We start from the raw sequence: 17,448 nt of genomic DNA on the forward strand, positions 1-17,448 counted from the left end.
AATAGACGTTCAAAGTTTATGGTAACTGCGTTTAAAACTCAATAATTAACTGGTTTTTACCACTGGCTTTATAAAGCTACTAGCCGCAATGGCGAATAAACAATAGCCGGTAAAATACCAAAAACCAGTACCAAACTCAGCATGCATAGTAAGTAAATCTTCTGAGTTAGTGTTTGCATTACCTGCCATATAAGCCACTATTAATGCAATAACAAACACATCCACCATACTCCATTTACTTAAACCGATAATCACCTTACCAAGCTTGTGCTTAAACGAAGTCTCCTTCAATACACAATACAACAATTGAAGCAGCAGCTTAATTGTTGGGATCACCATTGAAAAAAACGCCACTAGTATCGCCACTAAGTAGTTTTTGTTATCGGCCAGTTCGTTAACGGTGCCCCAAATACTGCGCGTTTTTTGATAAGCGCTGACCTCGCCTTCAAGTTTATCTAACCCCAACATACTCGAGATCATCATTAGCATATTACGGGTGTTTTGATTTCCTTCATCTGCCAACATTTCAATGCCCGCCTCAGCAAGTTTAGACTTATCAATTTTACCTTCCATACTCAGCACCGGCTGAGTCACCCCGGGAATTAATAAAGCTAAGGCAATTAAAATAGTGGTAATAGGTAAAAGTAAACGCATAGTGTAATACTAAGTAAAATCAATATATGCCAATCATACCCAAACGTTTTGCGTTAGTCTTGATCAATAATGGTGGCTAATAGTTCATCCGCATATTGGCGCGCATCCAACATGGCTGTATAAACCAGCTCTATATTTGATGCCGGTCGAATAGTTTCTAACAACTTTTTAGCCAATTGCCAATTATCTTCTTCTACCGCTTTTATTAAATGTAATGAATTACCCATCATGCCCTCAAAACTTAATAGTGCACCAGATAACTCAGCCCCTAAACTAAACTCTTTAGCAATGGCTTCCAGCTCCATATCTAAAATCGCATCAAGCACCGACATTAAGCCAACTAAATAACCTTGTTCTGCAATGACTTTTCCGCCAGGCTCTAAAATTACTTGCATGAACTGCGCTCGACATAAGCCTAAACGAGTAAGTTCACTGGGCTTGTCTGAGCCAAGTTCGCTCAACGCTAAAACCCGTACAAACTTTCTAATAGAATCTTCCCCTAAATACACAACCGCTTGAGGAATAGACGTTATCACTAAATTCTTATTAGCTGAGCGAGCATTTACTAATTTTAGAACGCGTGCAGTCAAACCAACATCTTTAGAAATGCGTTGATTAATTTCATTAAAGTCTAAGTCTGTGCGGGATGTGCAACGCAGTAAGTCTAAAACAGCCATTTTTAGAGGTTCGATACTGTTGTAACTTAGCATTTCTGGATGTGCGAAAAAGAATCCTTGAAAATAATCGCATCCAGCCTCTTTAAGCTGCCTAAATTCGTCATAGGTTTCAATTCGCTCTACCACTATTTTTATATTGGGAAAACTGCGTTTGAGTTTTTTCAGCAACATGCTCGTTTTTATTACGGGTTCTTCAACTTCAAGCTTAATATAATCAACCAAACTGAGTAATGGTTGCCATTTTTCGTGTGAGTCATAATCATCTAACGCAAATACATACCCTTCTTTTTTTAACTCGGTTACTCGTTCAACAACGAGTTCGATGTTTTCAGTGCGCTCAACAATTTCAATTACAGTATTCTCAGGCTGTAATAATTTAGGCAAATCCTCTAAAAGCCCCTCGCTCGATAAATTAATAAACGCAGTTTGATTGAGCGTTAGCTTTTCTATGCCAACCAGCATTAGCGCATTAAAAAAAGTCGCCCAGTGGCTTGCCCGTCAGTTGTTCCTACAGGAAAAGCATTATTAACTGAATCTCGATAGAGCAACTCATAAGCAAAAATACTTTTATCACCGTCAAAAATTGGTTGCCGAGCAATATATTGAGTGACCAAAATAGCTGAATTTTTTACGTCTGAAATATTTGGCATTAACCTTCCTAATTAACAGTGATGTCATCATTATTTTTTACTATTAAAACAGTATAGTGAAACTTTAAAGTCTTGCTGCAATTTTAATTAGATTAAAAACAAACAAATAAGACTAAATTTATAACCCTAGAGCAGAATTATTAGTATCCATATTTTTTATAAGGTTTTTGAGTTTACAACTGCTCTAAGCATACCCAAAGGTTATGGTTATAAGGTATAATGCGATCATAAAATTTTTTATAAACTCACAAGAAAGAGTCCCTTATATGAGCATTGAACAAGCCTTAATAGAGCGTAGCAGTAACCAATGTGAACTCTGCGCAGCAACAGACAACCTAACTGTTTACGAAGTTCCTCCTGTTACCGAAGCTCATTCAGATAAGTGCATCTACACCTGTCAAACATGTAAAGATCAAATTGAAGGCAATAGCGATTTAACCCCAACCCATTGGCATTGCTTAAATGACAGTATGTGGAGTCAAACACCTGCTGTACAAGTTGTTGCTTATCGCATGCTGACTCAGTTAGCAGCTGATAACGGCTGGGCACAAGACGCGCTTGATATGATTTATCTTGAAGAAGAGACCTTGACATGGGCGCAACAAGCGCTTGCTGAAGATGATGATATTAAACACATTGATAGCAATGGTGTGGTACTTCAAGCTGGCGACACCGTTACGTTAATAAAAGATCTAGATGTGAAAGGTAGTAGCTTAACAGCAAAACGTGGTACTGCAGTGCGCAATATTGGCTTAACTAGCAACCCTGAACACATTGAAGGGCGTGTTGATGGACAGCGTATTGTTATTTTAACTAAATACGTAAAAAAATAAGTAACAAACTAAGGCGCGTAGCGCCTTTTTTACATCTCGACTTTCTTTATTTGCTGTATTTGCTAGTTAAGCAATGATTAAGTAATTCAACCGTATGCTAGCGACCATATACCATACCTCATCAAGGAACTCTTATGTTCTCATCTAAGCCAGACTCAATGTTAAAGTCGATTGCAGGCCTGTGTTTTTTTGCAAGTGGCACACTTATGCTTAGCGCATGTAACGATGACACAGCGCAGCAAAATAATGATATGGTGCAAAAAACAACCACCTTACCGGTGCAAGTTAGTTACTTAGATCGCAGCCTACTAGCGCCTAATTCACAGCTAACCGTTACTTTGGTTGATGTGTCAAAAATGGATGTGGCAGCAACTATTATCTCTAAGCAGGTGATTGATTTAGAAGGCGCACCGCCCTATAAAGTAGAGCTTGAGTATAACCGTGAAAAGATTGACCCAACTCACCGCTATAGCGTGCGTGCAACCATTAATAATCAAGAGAACTTGCTATACACCAGCACAACGAGTAACTCGCCTTTTGCCGATACTAGCTCGTCAGAACCTATAGAGATTATTGTTTCTAAAGTAACACGAAAGCCAGACGTTGATTTAGTAAATACCTACTTCAAAGCAGTTTCAATCGACGGCAACCCTGTTGTAGTGAATACCAAAGAGCCATTTATTCAGTTTAATAGTGATAACACTGTACACGGCTTTTTAGGATGTAATAACTTTAATGGCAGTTATGAAGTATCGAAGCAAACAGTGACTTTTACACAGTTAGCTACCACACAAAAAATGTGTCATGACAATATAGAACAAGAAACCGCGATGGCGGCTGTGCTTCAGGCAGCAACGCAATGGCAAATTAACGGTGAAAAATTAGTATTACAAAATGAGGCAGGCAACCAACTTGCTACCTTTAACGCTGTTTACTTTTAATCAAGCGTAACAATACCCCGCATCTCAGCAAATAAAAAAGCCCAGTTAAACTGGGCTTATTTATTTTTATTCGGCGACTAACTGCTCACTTCGGTAAAAACCACTTGGCTTACTCAACAAGCTTACTAGTTCAGGTAACACATCATCCATAGTTTGTTTTAATTTCCAGGGTGGATTTATCACTATCATTCCAGAGGCGGTCATACCATGTACTTCGGTATCTGCTTCGGTACCTAATTCAAATAATTGAATATTTTTAATTCCCGCATCAATTAAACCCTGCTCCATATTATCAATACGTTCTCTGTCCACAACCGGATACCAGATCATATATGTACCTGTCGCAAAGCGTTGATGGGCTTTAACAATAGTTTGTACCACCGTATTGTAATCGTCTTTGATTTCATAAGGTGGGTCTATTAACACACAGGCTCTGCGCGAAGCTGGCGGTAACAAGCCAATTAAGCCCGCAAACCCATTTTCGCCGCGTACCCGAATAGAGCGCTTACCTTGCATGTTTTCTTCAAGTAATACCAAATCTCGCGGATGCAACTCAAAAAACCAGCCTTTATCTTGGCGGCGTAAAAAGTGTTCGGCGATTTTTGGTGAGCCTGGGTAAAACGCCAGAGACGAACTCTCATTAAAGGATTTTATTAACTCAATGTAGTCATTTAAGGCACTGTGTTGGCTGCTATGTTGCCAAAGTTTTTCTATGCCATCTTGGTACTCTTGGGTTTTTTGTGAGTCTGGAGCTGCCAGCTCAAAAAAACCAGCGCCCGAATGCGTATCGATATAGTCAAGCGGCTTATCTTTTATTGTTTGATAGCCCAGCACTTGCGCTAACACTAAATGTTTAAGTACATCGGCAGGGTTACCCGCATGAAAGGAGTGTCTGTAACTAAGCATTATTTATTTTCGCCATACGCTGTTTAATAAAATTAGTGAACCATAAAGCACACTGCCTTGGCAATCGTCACAGCAAAAGCGGGTGTTTACGTGAACCATTTATGAATGAAAAAGCCAATAGCATGAATTATCCCTTAACATAGAATAAAAATCACCTAAAACCAGCGTAAATGCTGGCAAATAAACACACTTTGCTTTACATTTGCATGACATTAATTACAGTTATATGAGCGCATTTATGAACAACAATACTCTTCAACAACTCGAACAACTGATCGACCAACTAATTACCCGTAATAATCAGTTGCAAACTGATATTACAGAGCTTAAAGAACAAAACAGTAAACTGCTTGATGAAAATGAGTTATTACAGTTAGAAGCTCTTGAAAATGAAGAAAAACAAAAAGATGCAAGCACCACCTTGTCATCATTATTAGATAAATTACAAAGCGCACAACAGGCAAGCTAATGTCTGAGCTGCAAAACCAGCGAGTCACTGTTGAATTGCTTGGTAAAGAGCAGCAATTTGCTTGTCCGGCAGGGCAAGAAGAGGCACTAAAAGCGGCCGCCAAAAATCTGAATGATTTAGTTGAACAAATGAAACAACGTTCAACAGTCAGAAACGATCAAAAAGCATTACTTATGGCTGCTTTGAACTTAAGCCACGAATTGCTTGAAGCAAAAACTCAAAAATCAGTTGAACTTGAGCATCAAGATCAATTAATTGATAAATTAAGTCAATACTTAAGCTCAAACTCTGAGCACACTAAATAAAAGCGCATTTTGCGCTTTTATTGTTTTTACCGTCAAAATATAGCTAGAGAAAAAGATGCAACCACTTTTAACTAAAGCTCAAAAAATAGGTAAGTGCTTACTGCCTTTAATCTGCCTATTTATGCATGCAAAAAGCAATGCAGCAGTTGAGTGGCAATCGTTATCGGCTAATATTCAATTTATCAAGCAGCCAGATAGATTACGTTTTTACGACTCTAACCAAGTGTTAATTCAGGGCAGTGAGTGTGCCTTACTGGTCGATGCCAGTGGTAACTTTGCAGCGGTAGAACAACTGGTTACCGAACTAAAACAACAGCTAAAGACGCCTTTATGTTACTTGGTTGCAACCCATTTTCATGACGATCACTTGCTGGGGATGGCGGTTATGCAGCATGACTTCCCAGACGCAAAACTGATTACTCACCAGCAAGTCGCTAACGATTTTTCGCGTTATCAGCAAGCATTAACAGACAAGCTAGAGGGGTTTGAAAAAAGTATTGAGCTGAGCTATCAGCGATTAGCCACCTTACCCGATGCTGAGCAAGCTCAATGGCGAGAAAAGCTCACTCGTGCTAAAACACGCTTATTTCGCTGGCAGAATTATCAACTAACATCACCAAAAATAAGTATTAGTGAACCTAAAACGTTAGATTTAGGTGGATATACACTCTCTATAAATCCCCATCAGGCACATACTAATGGCGATTTAACATTACTTGCCGACAAGGGTAAAACCTTAATTGGTGGAGATATCATTGACTGGCTACCCTACCCTGGGCATGGCGAGCTTAAGCAATGGCAAAGTTTATTAAAAAGTTATATAAATAATAATACGCTGTCACTTTTTATTCCTGGCCATGGAAATTTAGTCGATAAAGTTAAACTAAAACAGTCACTCACGTTTTTAGAAGCAATTACAGAGCATGTTAAAAGCAACCCTGAAGCTAATATTGAGCAATTACAAAAAAACTTCCCAAGTGAAGCACTAAAACCTTATCAACAAGACTCACTTGATATAAAATCAACTCACTTATTTTTGCAATCGGGATTACTTCGCGCTAAAAACAGTCAATAACTGAACACAATGGATTGTGTTAAAATATGGAAATATTTTTTTAAGAAAGGAACAGAATGCGTCACTTGATCTTATGCTTTGCCCTTGTATTGCTATGTAGCTGTAAAACCACACAGCCAGAGATCATTGCGCCTACAGTTTCTGCACCTGTAGAGCAAAAAGCCGCACAATCAAACACGCCGACCTCTACAAACACCAACAAAGTTATTAATAAAAAAACAATACCCAAAGCCCTTAAAGCGACTCAACCCAATGACTTATGGGCACATATTGCTGATAACTTACATTTACCAGTTGAGCAAAATCAGGCGTTAAAAAAACGCATTAACTGGTATTTAAAACAACCGAATTATTTAAAAATAGTGTCTCGCCGTGCAGAGCCTTTTTTATATCATATTGTAAAAAAAGTAGAGCAAAAGCAGCTCCCCATGGAACTGGCATTACTGCCATTTGTGGAAAGTGGCTTTAGGCCTACCGCCCGCTCAAGTGAACATGCTGTGGGTGTGTGGCAACTGGTTGCAGCAACCGCGCATCATTTTGGAGTTAAATCAGATCAATGGTACGACGGACGCCAAGATGTATTGGCCTCAACCGATGCGGCACTTGATTACTTGAGCTATTTACATAAACGTTTTGATGGTAATTGGCTGCATGCTCTAGCGGCCTATAACACCGGTGAAGGCCGAGTTAAGCGCGCTATAAAACGCAATAAAAAAGAGGTAAATCAACTGATTTTTGGGCACTAACCCTGCCAAAAGAAACCGCTGACTATGTACCAAAACTATTAGCACTAAGCTATTTAGTAAAGCACCCTAAAGCAAAGTTTAAACGCCCAAAGCTTCCTTATAAAGCACTTACTACCTCGTTAAATGTGGCAAAACAGTTCGACTTTTCAATTATGGCCAAGCTCTCTGGCATGGGTGTAAAGCAACTACATGCCCTTAATCGAGGTTATTTAAAAAATCAAAGCTCCCCCACGGCCCGCATACTTTGTTACTTCCTATTGAGCAACAAGCTTTGCTAAAAAACCGTTTTTTTAAAGCCAATTTTGCAGGCGAATACATAGTCAAAAAAAATGACACGCTATACGGTATTGCTAGGCATTTTGGCTTGCCCTTAAAGGCACTAAAACAGCTCAATAATAAACAAGATAACTTTATTGGCGTTGGCGAAAAACTTATTTTAGGAGAGCCTCAAACGTTACCTGAATCGCTCACTATTAACTATAAAATAAGCCCTTACTTGGAACAAAAAGAGCCCGTCATTCCAACCATCGAGGTAGATTACCACGTTAAGCCCGGTGATAACCTGTGGAATATAAGTCAGTTGTATGGCGTTGCTCATAGCGATTTAGCACGTTGGAATAAGTTATCAGCATCTAGCGTATTAAAGCCTGGGACTCAGTTAGTTTTATTTATACCCCAAGCTGCGACACCTAAAGCCACACCGGCTAAAAAAGATCTGTTACTCGACTTACAAAATACATTAAATCATCCCCGTTAAGTTTCTAAAGCGCAGTATTTCGCGTAAAATTGCTTTTTAATTTATTGAAATCTTAAAGAGACATGCATGCAAATCAGTAAAAATTCGGCCGTTGAATTTCATTACACCTTGAGTGAAGCCGGTGAACAAATAGAAAGTAGTCTTAACGACGCGCCATTAAGTTACATTCATGGCAGCGAAGGCATGCTACCTGGTTTAGAAACCGCACTTGAAGGTAAAACTGCTGGTGATAAATTTAGCGTTACGTTATCTCCAAGTGAATCATACGGCGAGCGTGTTGATGATTTAATTCAGCGCATTCCGCTTAAGCATTTACAAGGCGATGTAAAAGTGTGGAAGCCAGGTATGACTGCAATGGTGCAATCAAATCAAGGTCGCCATCAAGTGACTATCGTAAAAGTAGGCCGCTTTAATGCTGATTGTGATTTAAACCACCCATTTGCTGGTAAAACACTGACCTTTGATGTTGAGGTTGTATCAGTTCGTGAAGCAACAAGCGAAGAAATCTCTCATGGCCACGTTCATGCTGAAGGTGGTTGCGGTCACGCACATTAATTGCTAATTAAAGGAGCAAGTATGTCAAAAGTTGCAATAGTAACCGGTGGCTCTAAAGGCATTGGCTTTGCTGTGGTACAGCGATTATTAGCTAACGGCTATCAGGTTCATAACTTAGATATTGAGTCCAGTGAGAGTGGTGTTTTTCATCAATGTGATGTTAGTAATGTAACCGCCGTACGCCAGTGTATACAGGCTATTATTGAAAAAACACAACGTATTGATGTACTTGTTTCAAACGCTGGTAAGCATCTAAGTGCCACAATTGAGCAAACCGATGAAGCGACATTCGATGCGTTAATGGCACTGAATGTTAAAGGTGCGTACGCGGCTATACAAAGCGTATTACCAGCTATGAAAGCACAACAAAACGGTGCTATTGTATTAGTTGCCTCAGACCAAGCCATTATTGGCAAACAAAACTCTTTTGCTTATAACTTAACTAAACATGCATTGGCTTCGATGGCTAAAACCACCGCCTTAGATTACGCAAGCGATAATATTCGCGCTAATGCAGTGTGCCCTGGCACCATAGAAACGCCGTTATTTCATAATGCGATTGATGCATACTGTAAAAGAAGTGGTGCTAATAAAGCCGATATTGTTGCAGAAGAAGCCGCCTTACAACCGCTCAACCGTTTAGGCCAAGCCGATGAAGTTGCTGCACTGGTAAGCTTTTTAGTAAGTCCTGATGCTAGCTTTATTACTGGTAGCTTGCAACGTATTGATGGCGGCTACACAGCACAATGAGTGCTACTTCCACAGTGGATACGTATATTATTTGGCAACAACTCAGTAATAAAAACAGCCGAAATATCTATTAAGTTAGTTAAAAATTAATAGCAAACTGCTTATATATTAGGCTTGTTTTCATGATAAAAAAATTGCTATATCACTAAGCAAGGTGTTGATAACGAGTTGCTCTAAAAGAAAAGTTTATGCAGATAGTTATAACTATGCATAAACAAAACCTTGTTAGCTAGCATCAATCATGCAACTGTAATTTATCTATCTTGCTTTATCTTTTGTCCTATATAGTTGCAGTTATCGAACGCAGCAGTCCACTCCAAAGGTGCAATATATGCAGCTTCCAGAGGCTCATTGCACTGAGAGTTTCCCAATTAGTCTGCAAGTAATAGGTGATTGAAAGGGAATGAATCACAAACTTAAGGATTCAGTAATATGCATGATAGCGTTGGGCTGTATATTAAATACGTCATAGAACCCTTGTCATATAATGCTTCTCACGCCTGTTAAACTTTTTTATTTTTTCTGAACAAAAATAATAATTATTATTCTTTGGTGGAATACTTAATTGCATATATAGTTAAAGTGCTCATGGAGTAAATAAGAAATTTTAAATTTAAAACAGGACTTTTATCATGAACGATCTTAGCTTTCGCGTTATCCCAAACGAAAATGACTCTTGGGAGTTTATTTCTAAATCAGGCTCTAGCGCTGACGATATTAAAATCAACTATAAAGAACTCTCTTCAGGTGGAAGCCTGAACTTATATTATGAGTTAGCAAACGAATCGGAGTGGACTTTTTCCGAAAATGGCAGCTATTTTTCAGATGCTAAAGACAACTTTAGTTACCAACTAAATAGCCTTGTTGCCAACGAAGGAAAGTCATTAATTATTACAATTTCTAATATTTTACCGCATCAAGCCTTATCTCAGGAGTTGAACAAACAATTGGCTGAGAATCCAAAAAAAGTAGTATCAGGGCAGTTGGATCAACGTGCAAATTATGAAATTAATTTTCGATTAATTGCAAAAAAGAGCACTGATGTTAACTCTCTTATGCGTTATTTTTCGCAAGATCCACGCGTTATAATTGAAGATATGGAGCCAGACTAGTAGCACAGAGCTTACTCTGCGCTATTTTCTACTGGACATAAAAAGTTATAATGCTCTTTACCTATTAAGCTCATCAGCTTATTTTCAGAGCATAGCCCCTTAAACCATTGTAAACGGTAAAAAACTGGGCTCCACCCCAGATTTATACTTTGCTCTATTGATGCTAGCGCCGAGTATTTTTCATTCAACAAGCTTTGTAGCATTGCTTTAATAAAGTATGCCTCTGCCAAATTAGAATTAGTAGCTAACAGCTGTTCAATCTGGTTCATCGCTTGTTGATTTCTATCTAAATGAATCAACACTTGCGCTTTTTCAAGTTGTTCTGCAACGTTCTGCGACGAAGAATCAAGCTGCTCATTAACTTTAGAGTATAAACTTTCGGCCTCTGTAAAGCGGCCCTTAAAATGAAGTAAATCGGCATAGTTAAGTTGTAAGGTAGTTTTTTTGGTATCTAACATCATCGCTTTTTGAGCAAAGTTTAATGCATTGGTAAACTCACCTTGTAGAGAAAGAGCAATCGAATAATTACTATAAATAGAAGCGCTTTGCCGTCCCGAATCTATCAGCTTTTGGTAGTTATTCTCTGCAGCCTTCAAGTCTCCCGATAGCAAATATACATCAGCGACTGTTTTTAGCGTTACAATATCGTTAGGGTTATAACTTAATACCTCCTTTAAATATTTTAATGCGTCAACACGTTTCCCCGATGTAAGATACGCTATTGCCAGGTTTCTTGTAGCTAATAAAGTTGGCCTTATTTTATATGCCATTTTCGCATGCTTTAAAGATTCTTCAAGGCGACCTATACGCTTAAAATAAATAGCCAAAATAATTTCTCTTTGGTATTCCTCTAATGATGAGTTTTGAATTCTGCTAATAATTTTTTCGGCTTCAATGTGCTCCCCCGTTTGTTGATATATTTCAAGTAGGTCAATTAAATAAGAAGGACTGTCACTGTATGAAGTTGGCGCTCGTTCAAGTTGAAATTGTAACTTTGTTATGAGCGCTACATTTTTGGAAGACTTATAAAGTCGTAAAATTATTTTTCGGTATAAAGGATATAAAGGCTTAAAATCTGGCTGTTGCGATAACAAGGCTTCAGCCATGGCACGTTGCTTTTGAGTACTACCTAAATCATTCGCAGCTAGGGTAACTAAGGATACATATTGCCTGATAAACTCATCTGACAATGACAGTTCCCTATTTGACAGGATGCTTGGACTAAGTAAGTTTTGTATCGAAGATAGTGTTGAGTTATAAATATTTAGATAGCTTTCCTTGTCTGTTGCACTTCGTGTTGTGCCTACTATTGTAGCGTTTTTATCTAATTCGTTTAGTGTAAAGTCACAAGATAAAAGACTACAATCTAATACAGGAATCAGTAACTTAGTAGCTCTTAGCGCAGCAGCTAAATTATTTAGGCCCGCATCATTACCAAGTATTGATTGTGTTTGTGTAACTTCCTTGCTCGAAATTAAAGCAAACTCGCGATCCGCAAGTACATATTCGGTTATTGCATCTTTGACGCCAAGACTGAGTAAGCGCTTTTGTGTATCCGTAACTTGGCTACTCACTGTAAATTCTACTGGCATCAAAGCTATCCTCTCTATCGGTTTCGATGAATACCAAAGCCAGCTCCCCGCGCTCAATAACAAACAAAGAACCACAGTAAGAAATAGTCTTCTATTGAAAAAACGTTTACTTACGTTGTTACTATTTTGATAGCTTTTAACATCTACAGTCGGGCTTTCAAAACTAAGTGAGTCTAAAATCCGCCTAAATTGAGATGCTACGGCACGAGCGTTTTCAGGCCGTTTATCAACTTTGAATGCTAATAATTGTTTAAGTAAAGGCACTAAATCAGCAGATAACTCTTTGATCGATTCATAACTTGCGCTACAAGGAAATGACATTATTTGTTTTGCTAAATCTTGCCCTATATTACTCGAGGCTTGTCTTGAATAGGCATGGTAGCCTGTTAATAATTGATAAGCTATTAGCCCTAGTGAAAACAAATCACTACGAAAATCCATAGTTTGATTATTCAATTGCTCAGGCGACATTGCCTTTAAGCTGCCATAATCAGTGCCTATATTTGTCGCTTCAGCTCCTTTAATTTTTGAGATACCAAAATCTGTTATTTTAACTATGTCTTCATCACTAACTAATACATTGGCAGGTTTCAAATCAAGATGTAGTATGCCTTTATCATGAATTGCAGCTAAGCCATCACTGATATGAATAAGTATTTCTAATTTTTTAGTAAGAGTAAGACTCTGTTCTTTCATTAAATGGGCTAAGGTCGTTCCTTTAACATACTCCATTTCTAATAAAATTTGTTCATCCCGATGAATTATCTTATAAAGCTGCACTATATTTGGGTGATTAAAGCTTGCAATTAACTTTGCTTCGCTGATGGCTCGCTCAGTATTATCTCCAGCTAATTTCATAACTTTGAGGGCTACTTGTCTATTCAACTCTAGATCTGTTGCAAGGTATATCGTACTCATTCCTCCTTGCGCCAAAACTTGTATTTGTTTGTAATAATCCTCTAACACAAACTGCTCGATCCATCATATGTAAATAATTAGTCTAGTATTTAATGTTAATTAAATGCAAAGTCAATATATACAATATGATAGAGTAATATTATTTACTAAAAGACCAAAAGAGAGCTGTATGGCTATACTGACTAAGTTAAACTCAAATATGATCTTTTATCTGCGCGACTTTCATCGTTTTGGTCGGCTAGCCCACTCTGTTGACACCTTATTAAACTACCCAGAAGTGACACGTATTCATGCTGTAATAGAGTGGGTAAAACCACACTGGTACATTCGTGATTTAAGCAAAAATGGGATTTGGCTAAACGGTAAGCGACTTGATAAGCAAACCAATTCCGTATTAGCCCTAAATGATCGCATCAGCTTTTCAGAAATAAATAACTTAGATTACCAGTTAACTTCTATCGATCCACCAAGAGATCTTTTACTACCGGTCAATGGAACAAATACACATTGTATGTTGCTCGAACCTTATCATTTTTTACCCGATAGCCAACACCCCAAAGCTGTTATTTATTACGACCCAGAGAGACTCTCTTGGTGCTATGAAAATACAGAAACTCACCAATTAGCACTCTTAAAGGATGGCCAAAGAATAACAATTGCAGAACAGCAGTGGCAGTTTTTTCAAGCAGAAATGACATCACAAGAAAACACGCTGAATTTAAGTCCTGCATCTATCAATGACCTTAAATTTATGTTCAATTTAAGCTTAGATGAAGAGCAAACCGAATTAAAAATAAGGCAACATAATACATTAGTTGACCTAGATGTTCGCTCTCACCACTACCTTACTTTATTGCTGGCTCGTAATAAATTGGCTGATATCAGAAATAAATTTGAGCCTGATGTACAGGGCTGGGTACAAGTTAAGAAATTAGCACGCGATCTCGGTATTAATGAGAGCCATGTCAATATTCAGATCCACCGTGCGCGAAAACAATTTATGGACTCTTTCAATAATATATTATCTGCTGATGTTTTGATTGAGCGTAAACGAGGTAAAGTTCGTTTTGCAGGGAAGTGTTTTACAATTTTAAAGGGGCAGAACTGTGAATCAACGGATCTCAAAAATTAAGAACTTGGTGTGGCGATGAGCAAAACTACAACCATTAATTGGTCGATTACCTAGCTATTATTTGCAGCGAACCACTGAAGGTTGTAGCCAAACTTATCAATAACTTAAATTGAAAACTAAATACCATAAACTGCTCCTCCATAGGGTAACAAGCAATACACTTATCAAGTACTTCTGGAATTTCACCAATTTGAATTGCCAACATCGCTCTGGTATTGACAGCTCATCATCTACCGCTTAAATACGAGCGCGGTATATCTCATTGGGCACGATAAATAATATTATTGTGGTCGTAATAGGTGTTACACTCTTTATTGAATTTGATCGACTTTTACTGCATCGTAACTTTCTGCAACCACTTAACCGCTTAGGTCAAGCCGATGAAGTAGTTACATTGGTAAACTTTTTGGCCAGTGATGAAGCCAGCTTCATTACTGGTGGGTTACAACCCATTTATGGCGGTTACATAGCACAATGACTACTAAAATTATTGACCCACATCTGCATTTTTTTAATTTTCAGGAGGGGAAATATACTTGGCTGCAAGGTGCTAACCCACCAGCTTGGTCTAACCTAGATAAAATAAAGCAACCGATTAGCGTTGCTGAACTGATCAAAAGTACAGACTTTGAACTCGCTGGTTTAGTGCACATAGAAGCAGGCTTTGATAATAACCGGCCCGTTAAAGAGTTAAACTGGTTAGCCAACCATATTAAAACCATACCTTATAAAGCGATTAGCTTTGCAACAATTAACCAGCCAAATAACGCATTTAAACTAGCACTTCAGCAGCTAGAACATTGCTCTCTTGTAGGCATTAGAGATATCACTGAAGGTCATGATGCCGAGCGCTTATTGAGCCCACATTGCCTCGATAACCTGCGACACTTGAGCCAATTAAAGCTGCATTTTGAAGCCCAATTTAAAGTAGAAAACCTCAACATCACCGAGCGGCTCATTTCTTATGCCATCCAAATTAGTGACTTACAAATAATCATTAATCACACTGGGCTTGCACACAACCTTGCTAACTGGGCAGCTGCAATTGAACTACTTGCAAAGCAGCCTAATGTTGCGATTAAGTTTTCAGGTTTTGAGTTACTCATGCTTAATAGCGAGCAGCAAAGCCAATGTTTTAAACATATATTAAAGCATTTTGGTATGCAAAGAGTGATGTTTGCTAGCAACTTCCCAGTGTGCCAAATTAACATTAACTACAATGAGTTATGGCAACATTACCGCACTCTATGTAACGATACTATTATCTGGCAGCACCTGAGTTACAAAAATGCAGCGCGCCTCTATCAACTCTAAATAAAAACCGCTATATTTAGCTCAACAGTTTAAAAAACGAGCATGCGTATGGCCATTTTTAATTCACCTTCTCTTAAATACACATTACTCCCTTTTTCGCTAGCCGCTTTATTAACAGGTTGTGGCGGTGCAGGTAGCGACAATGCGATTAACCCAACAACGGATAATAGCGGTTGGACTTCAGGTGTATTTGCTAGCTCAGGACAATTTAAAGGTCAATGCCAAGCTATTAACGAAAAAAACTGGCTGCGCTCTTGGAGTAACGAAACCTACCTATGGTATGACGAAATTATTGATACCAATCCGGCATTAACATCAGGCGTTATTGATTACTTTAATACTTTAAAAACTGAGCAACTGACTGAATCGGGTGCGCAAAAAGATAATTTTCACTTTAGTTTGCCGACCGATGAGTGGCAAAGACAAAGCCAATCTGGCCTGAGCTTTGGTTATGGCTTTAACATAAAAATAATTGCAGGTAGTGCGCCGCGCCAAGCTGTTGTTAGCTACACCGAGCCAAATACCCCAGCTAGTAATCAAAATATTATTCGTGGTTTTGAGCTTTTAGAAGTTGATGGTGTTGATTTTATTAACACCACCTCATCAAGCGAGGTGGGGATCATTAATGCAGGTTTATTCCCCGAGCAAACGGGTAAAGTTACCGAATTTGTATTTAGGGATATCAGTTCCAATGAAAATCGCACTGTTACGCTCACGTCTCAAAATATCGAATCACAACCAGTAATGAATGTTCGTACCGATTTAGCCGATGGTGATGTGGGTTATTTTCAATTTAATAGCCACAACGCCATAGCCGAGACACAGCTTTACAACGCCTTTAACCAACTCGCTGCCAGTAGCATTAAAGATTTAGTCATTGATGTGCGCTATAACGGAGGGGGATTATTACAAATGGCTAGCCAAGTAGGCTACATGGTAGGGGGCAGTAACACGCAGGGCAAAATATTTGAACGCACTATTTTTAACGATAAATACCCCAATACCAACCCTGTAACAGGCCAAACACTGACACCGATGCCTTTTACAAATCGTTTTGTTGGCTTTGAAAACAATTCTGCAATTGTAGTAGGCACGCCGTTACCCACCTTGAACTTAGAAAGGGTATTTTTACTCACCACCAGCAGTACCTGCTCGGCTAGTGAGGCTATCATTAACGGGCTGCGCGGAGCCGATGTTGAAATTATTCAGATAGGCGCAGGCACCTGCGGTAAACCGTATGGCTTTTACCCTACCGACAACTGCGACACCACTTATTTTACTATTCAATTTACTGGCGAAAATAACAAAGGTTTTGGTGAATATTCAGATGGCTTTACACCGCAAAATACCATTGATGACGCACGACAACCGGTTCGCATTGCTGGGTGTGCTGTTGCCGATGACTTTTCTAAGCGCTTAGGTGATGCTAGTGAAAGCTTATTAAGTACAGCGCTGAGCTATAGAGAAAACGGCAGTTGCCCTGCCCCAAGCTCAATAAATAGTGTTCTTGGTTTTGCGCCCACTATCGCCACCGATATGCCAGAAGTAAAAGATATGCGAATTCAAACCATGCTAGAACAAAATACTATTCTTAGTGATAACATGAGATAAGCAATGAACATATTATTAGCAATAAGCATGGCTGCAGCGACATTAGGGCTAACGGGTTGCTTAGCGCAAAGCTCTGAACCCACTCCTAAGTTACAGCATGCGTTACTAGTTGAGCCAAATAGCGCTAAAGTAGCCGAGGCTATTACGCAACTGCTACATAGCTCGCAGGTTCAATTAGCCGATGACGTTTTTGTAACCTCAAGCACAGTTACGCTTGAGCAACTTAATCACAAAAACTCTCAGGGAAATCCGATTATGGGCAAGCAGCTTAATATGCCGGATCAGTTTGAACTGATGATTAAGGGAGAGCGCTGTTCTGTTCGCCACCTTGATAGCAAAGCAACCATTGAACTAAAACAGGTGCTTTGTAAAATAAATCCACAGCGATAAAAAAGCCGGTAAGTGAGTTATCACTTACCGGCTATTCAGAAATAGAGCTATTTAACCTGAA

The 17,448-nt window shown here is 38.8% G+C and carries 16 protein-coding genes and 2 pseudogenes; 14 read left to right on the plus strand and 4 right to left on the minus strand.

Annotated features, from left to right (window positions below):
• Positions 1–45 precede the first annotated feature (45 nt).
• Together AB8618_RS14035 and AB8618_RS14040 are read right to left on the minus strand one after the other, a co-directional pair.
• Positions 46–654, minus strand: a complete 609-nt coding sequence (locus AB8618_RS14035) for a paraquat-inducible protein A (protein ID WP_409424019.1) — start codon at positions 652–654, stop codon at positions 46–48.
• Between the two features lie 53 nt (positions 655–707).
• Positions 708–1,981: pseudogene (locus AB8618_RS14040) on the minus strand (EAL and HDOD domain-containing protein).
• 266 nt (positions 1,982–2,247) lie between these two features.
• Here AB8618_RS14040 and AB8618_RS14045 point away from each other — a divergent pair.
• Both AB8618_RS14045 and AB8618_RS14050 read left to right on the plus strand, forming a co-directional pair.
• Positions 2,248–2,814: a PhnA domain-containing protein gene (locus AB8618_RS14045; protein WP_413400867.1), complete on the plus strand. Its 567-nt coding sequence runs from the start codon at positions 2,248–2,250 to the stop codon at positions 2,812–2,814.
• Positions 2,815–2,948: 134 nt separating this feature from the next.
• The gene (locus AB8618_RS14050) at positions 2,949–3,755 is read left to right on the plus strand and encodes an META domain-containing protein (protein ID WP_409424021.1); all 807 of its coding nucleotides are present in this window, start codon (positions 2,949–2,951) and stop codon (positions 3,753–3,755) included.
• 66 nt (positions 3,756–3,821) lie between these two features.
• Here the strand turns inward: AB8618_RS14050 and AB8618_RS14055 are convergent, their stop codons facing one another.
• Positions 3,822–4,661 carry a 23S rRNA (adenine(2030)-N(6))-methyltransferase RlmJ gene (locus AB8618_RS14055; protein ID WP_413400868.1) on the minus strand — a complete coding sequence of 280 codons (840 nt, stop codon included), beginning with the start codon at positions 4,659–4,661 and terminating at the stop codon, positions 3,822–3,824.
• A 238-nt stretch (positions 4,662–4,899) separates the two neighbouring features.
• On the opposite strand from AB8618_RS14055, the gene AB8618_RS14060 reads away from it, so the two are divergent.
• The 7 genes and pseudogenes from AB8618_RS14060 to AB8618_RS14090 all read left to right on the plus strand — a co-directional run bounded on the left by AB8618_RS14060 (position 4,900) and on the right by AB8618_RS14090 (position 10,430).
• Positions 4,900–5,130, plus strand: a complete 231-nt coding sequence (locus AB8618_RS14060; protein ID WP_008113449.1) for a hypothetical protein — start codon at positions 4,900–4,902, stop codon at positions 5,128–5,130.
• Positions 5,130–5,435 (plus strand): cell division protein ZapA, encoded by a 306-nt coding sequence (locus tag AB8618_RS14065; RefSeq protein WP_010391716.1) that lies wholly within the window; start codon positions 5,130–5,132, stop codon positions 5,433–5,435. The genes AB8618_RS14060 and AB8618_RS14065 overlap by 1 nt, the downstream gene beginning before the upstream one ends.
• Before the next feature lie 55 nt (positions 5,436–5,490).
• Entirely contained in the window at positions 5,491–6,510 is a 1,020-nt protein-coding gene (locus AB8618_RS14070; protein ID WP_409424025.1) for an MBL fold metallo-hydrolase, read from the plus strand.
• Positions 6,511–6,566: 56 nt separating this feature from the next.
• Positions 6,567–8,013 (plus strand): annotated as a pseudogene (locus tag AB8618_RS14075) (transglycosylase SLT domain-containing protein).
• Positions 8,014–8,079: 66 nt separating this feature from the next.
• Complete coding sequence (locus AB8618_RS14080; RefSeq protein WP_054202647.1) at positions 8,080–8,568, plus strand: FKBP-type peptidyl-prolyl cis-trans isomerase; 489 nt, start codon at positions 8,080–8,082, stop codon at positions 8,566–8,568.
• 21 nt (positions 8,569–8,589) lie between these two features.
• Positions 8,590–9,318 (plus strand): SDR family NAD(P)-dependent oxidoreductase, encoded by a 729-nt coding sequence (locus AB8618_RS14085; RefSeq protein ID WP_409424027.1) that lies wholly within the window; start codon positions 8,590–8,592, stop codon positions 9,316–9,318.
• Between the two features lie 632 nt (positions 9,319–9,950).
• Positions 9,951–10,430 carry a hypothetical protein gene (locus AB8618_RS14090; protein WP_409424028.1) on the plus strand — a complete coding sequence of 160 codons (480 nt, stop codon included), beginning with the start codon at positions 9,951–9,953 and terminating at the stop codon, positions 10,428–10,430.
• An 11-nt stretch (positions 10,431–10,441) separates the two neighbouring features.
• On the opposite strand, the gene AB8618_RS14095 is transcribed toward AB8618_RS14090, so the two are convergent.
• Positions 10,442–12,988 carry a protein kinase domain-containing protein gene (locus AB8618_RS14095; protein ID WP_409424029.1) on the minus strand — a complete coding sequence of 849 codons (2,547 nt, stop codon included), beginning with the start codon at positions 12,986–12,988 and terminating at the stop codon, positions 10,442–10,444.
• A 121-nt stretch (positions 12,989–13,109) separates the two neighbouring features.
• On the opposite strand from AB8618_RS14095, the gene AB8618_RS14100 reads away from it, so the two are divergent.
• The 5 genes from AB8618_RS14100 (at position 13,110) to AB8618_RS14120 (ending at position 17,387) form a co-directional block, all read left to right on the plus strand.
• A complete protein-coding gene (locus AB8618_RS14100) occupies positions 13,110–14,072 on the plus strand; it encodes an FHA domain-containing protein (protein WP_413400870.1) in 963 nt (320 codons plus the stop codon).
• Positions 14,073–14,367: 295 nt separating this feature from the next.
• Positions 14,368–14,550 carry an SDR family oxidoreductase gene (locus tag AB8618_RS14105; RefSeq protein ID WP_409425596.1) on the plus strand — a complete coding sequence of 61 codons (183 nt, stop codon included), beginning with the start codon at positions 14,368–14,370 and terminating at the stop codon, positions 14,548–14,550.
• Positions 14,547–15,386: an amidohydrolase family protein gene (locus AB8618_RS14110; RefSeq protein WP_409424031.1), complete on the plus strand. Its 840-nt coding sequence runs from the start codon at positions 14,547–14,549 to the stop codon at positions 15,384–15,386. Before AB8618_RS14105 ends, AB8618_RS14110 begins: the two co-directional genes overlap by 4 nt.
• Before the next feature lie 48 nt (positions 15,387–15,434).
• A complete protein-coding gene (locus AB8618_RS14115) occupies positions 15,435–16,997 on the plus strand; it encodes a S41 family peptidase (protein ID WP_409424032.1) in 1,563 nt (520 codons plus the stop codon).
• Positions 16,998–17,000: 3 nt separating this feature from the next.
• Positions 17,001–17,387: a hypothetical protein gene (locus tag AB8618_RS14120; protein ID WP_409424033.1), complete on the plus strand. Its 387-nt coding sequence runs from the start codon at positions 17,001–17,003 to the stop codon at positions 17,385–17,387.
• Positions 17,388–17,448: the final 61 nt, after the last annotated feature.

The sequence above is a fragment of the Pseudoalteromonas sp. RW-H-Ap-1 genome (assembly GCF_048318575.1).
Lineage (GTDB): Bacteria > Pseudomonadota > Gammaproteobacteria > Enterobacterales > Alteromonadaceae > Pseudoalteromonas.

Bases quoted from the DNA above. Each gene is read 5' to 3' on its own strand.
- AB8618_RS14035 (WP_409424019.1), bottom strand. From the start codon at position 654: ATGCGTTTACTTTTACCTATTACCACTATTTTAATTGCCTTAGCTTTA.
- AB8618_RS14045 (WP_413400867.1), top strand. From the start codon at position 2,248: ATGAGCATTGAACAAGCCTTAATAGAGCGTAGCAGTAACCAATGTGAA.
- AB8618_RS14050 (WP_409424021.1), top strand. From the start codon at position 2,949: ATGTTCTCATCTAAGCCAGACTCAATGTTAAAGTCGATTGCAGGCCTG.
- AB8618_RS14055 (WP_413400868.1), bottom strand. From the start codon at position 4,661: ATGCTTAGTTACAGACACTCCTTTCATGCGGGTAACCCTGCCGATGTA.
- AB8618_RS14060 (WP_008113449.1), top strand. From the start codon at position 4,900: ATGAACAACAATACTCTTCAACAACTCGAACAACTGATCGACCAACTA.
- AB8618_RS14065 (WP_010391716.1), top strand. From the start codon at position 5,130: ATGTCTGAGCTGCAAAACCAGCGAGTCACTGTTGAATTGCTTGGTAAA.
- AB8618_RS14070 (WP_409424025.1), top strand. From the start codon at position 5,491: ATGCAACCACTTTTAACTAAAGCTCAAAAAATAGGTAAGTGCTTACTG.
- AB8618_RS14080 (WP_054202647.1), top strand. From the start codon at position 8,080: ATGCAAATCAGTAAAAATTCGGCCGTTGAATTTCATTACACCTTGAGT.
- AB8618_RS14085 (WP_409424027.1), top strand. From the start codon at position 8,590: ATGTCAAAAGTTGCAATAGTAACCGGTGGCTCTAAAGGCATTGGCTTT.
- AB8618_RS14090 (WP_409424028.1), top strand. From the start codon at position 9,951: ATGAACGATCTTAGCTTTCGCGTTATCCCAAACGAAAATGACTCTTGG.
- AB8618_RS14100 (WP_413400870.1), top strand. From the start codon at position 13,110: ATGGCTATACTGACTAAGTTAAACTCAAATATGATCTTTTATCTGCGC.
- AB8618_RS14110 (WP_409424031.1), top strand. From the start codon at position 14,547: ATGACTACTAAAATTATTGACCCACATCTGCATTTTTTTAATTTTCAG.
- AB8618_RS14115 (WP_409424032.1), top strand. From the start codon at position 15,435: ATGGCCATTTTTAATTCACCTTCTCTTAAATACACATTACTCCCTTTT.
- AB8618_RS14120 (WP_409424033.1), top strand. From the start codon at position 17,001: ATGAACATATTATTAGCAATAAGCATGGCTGCAGCGACATTAGGGCTA.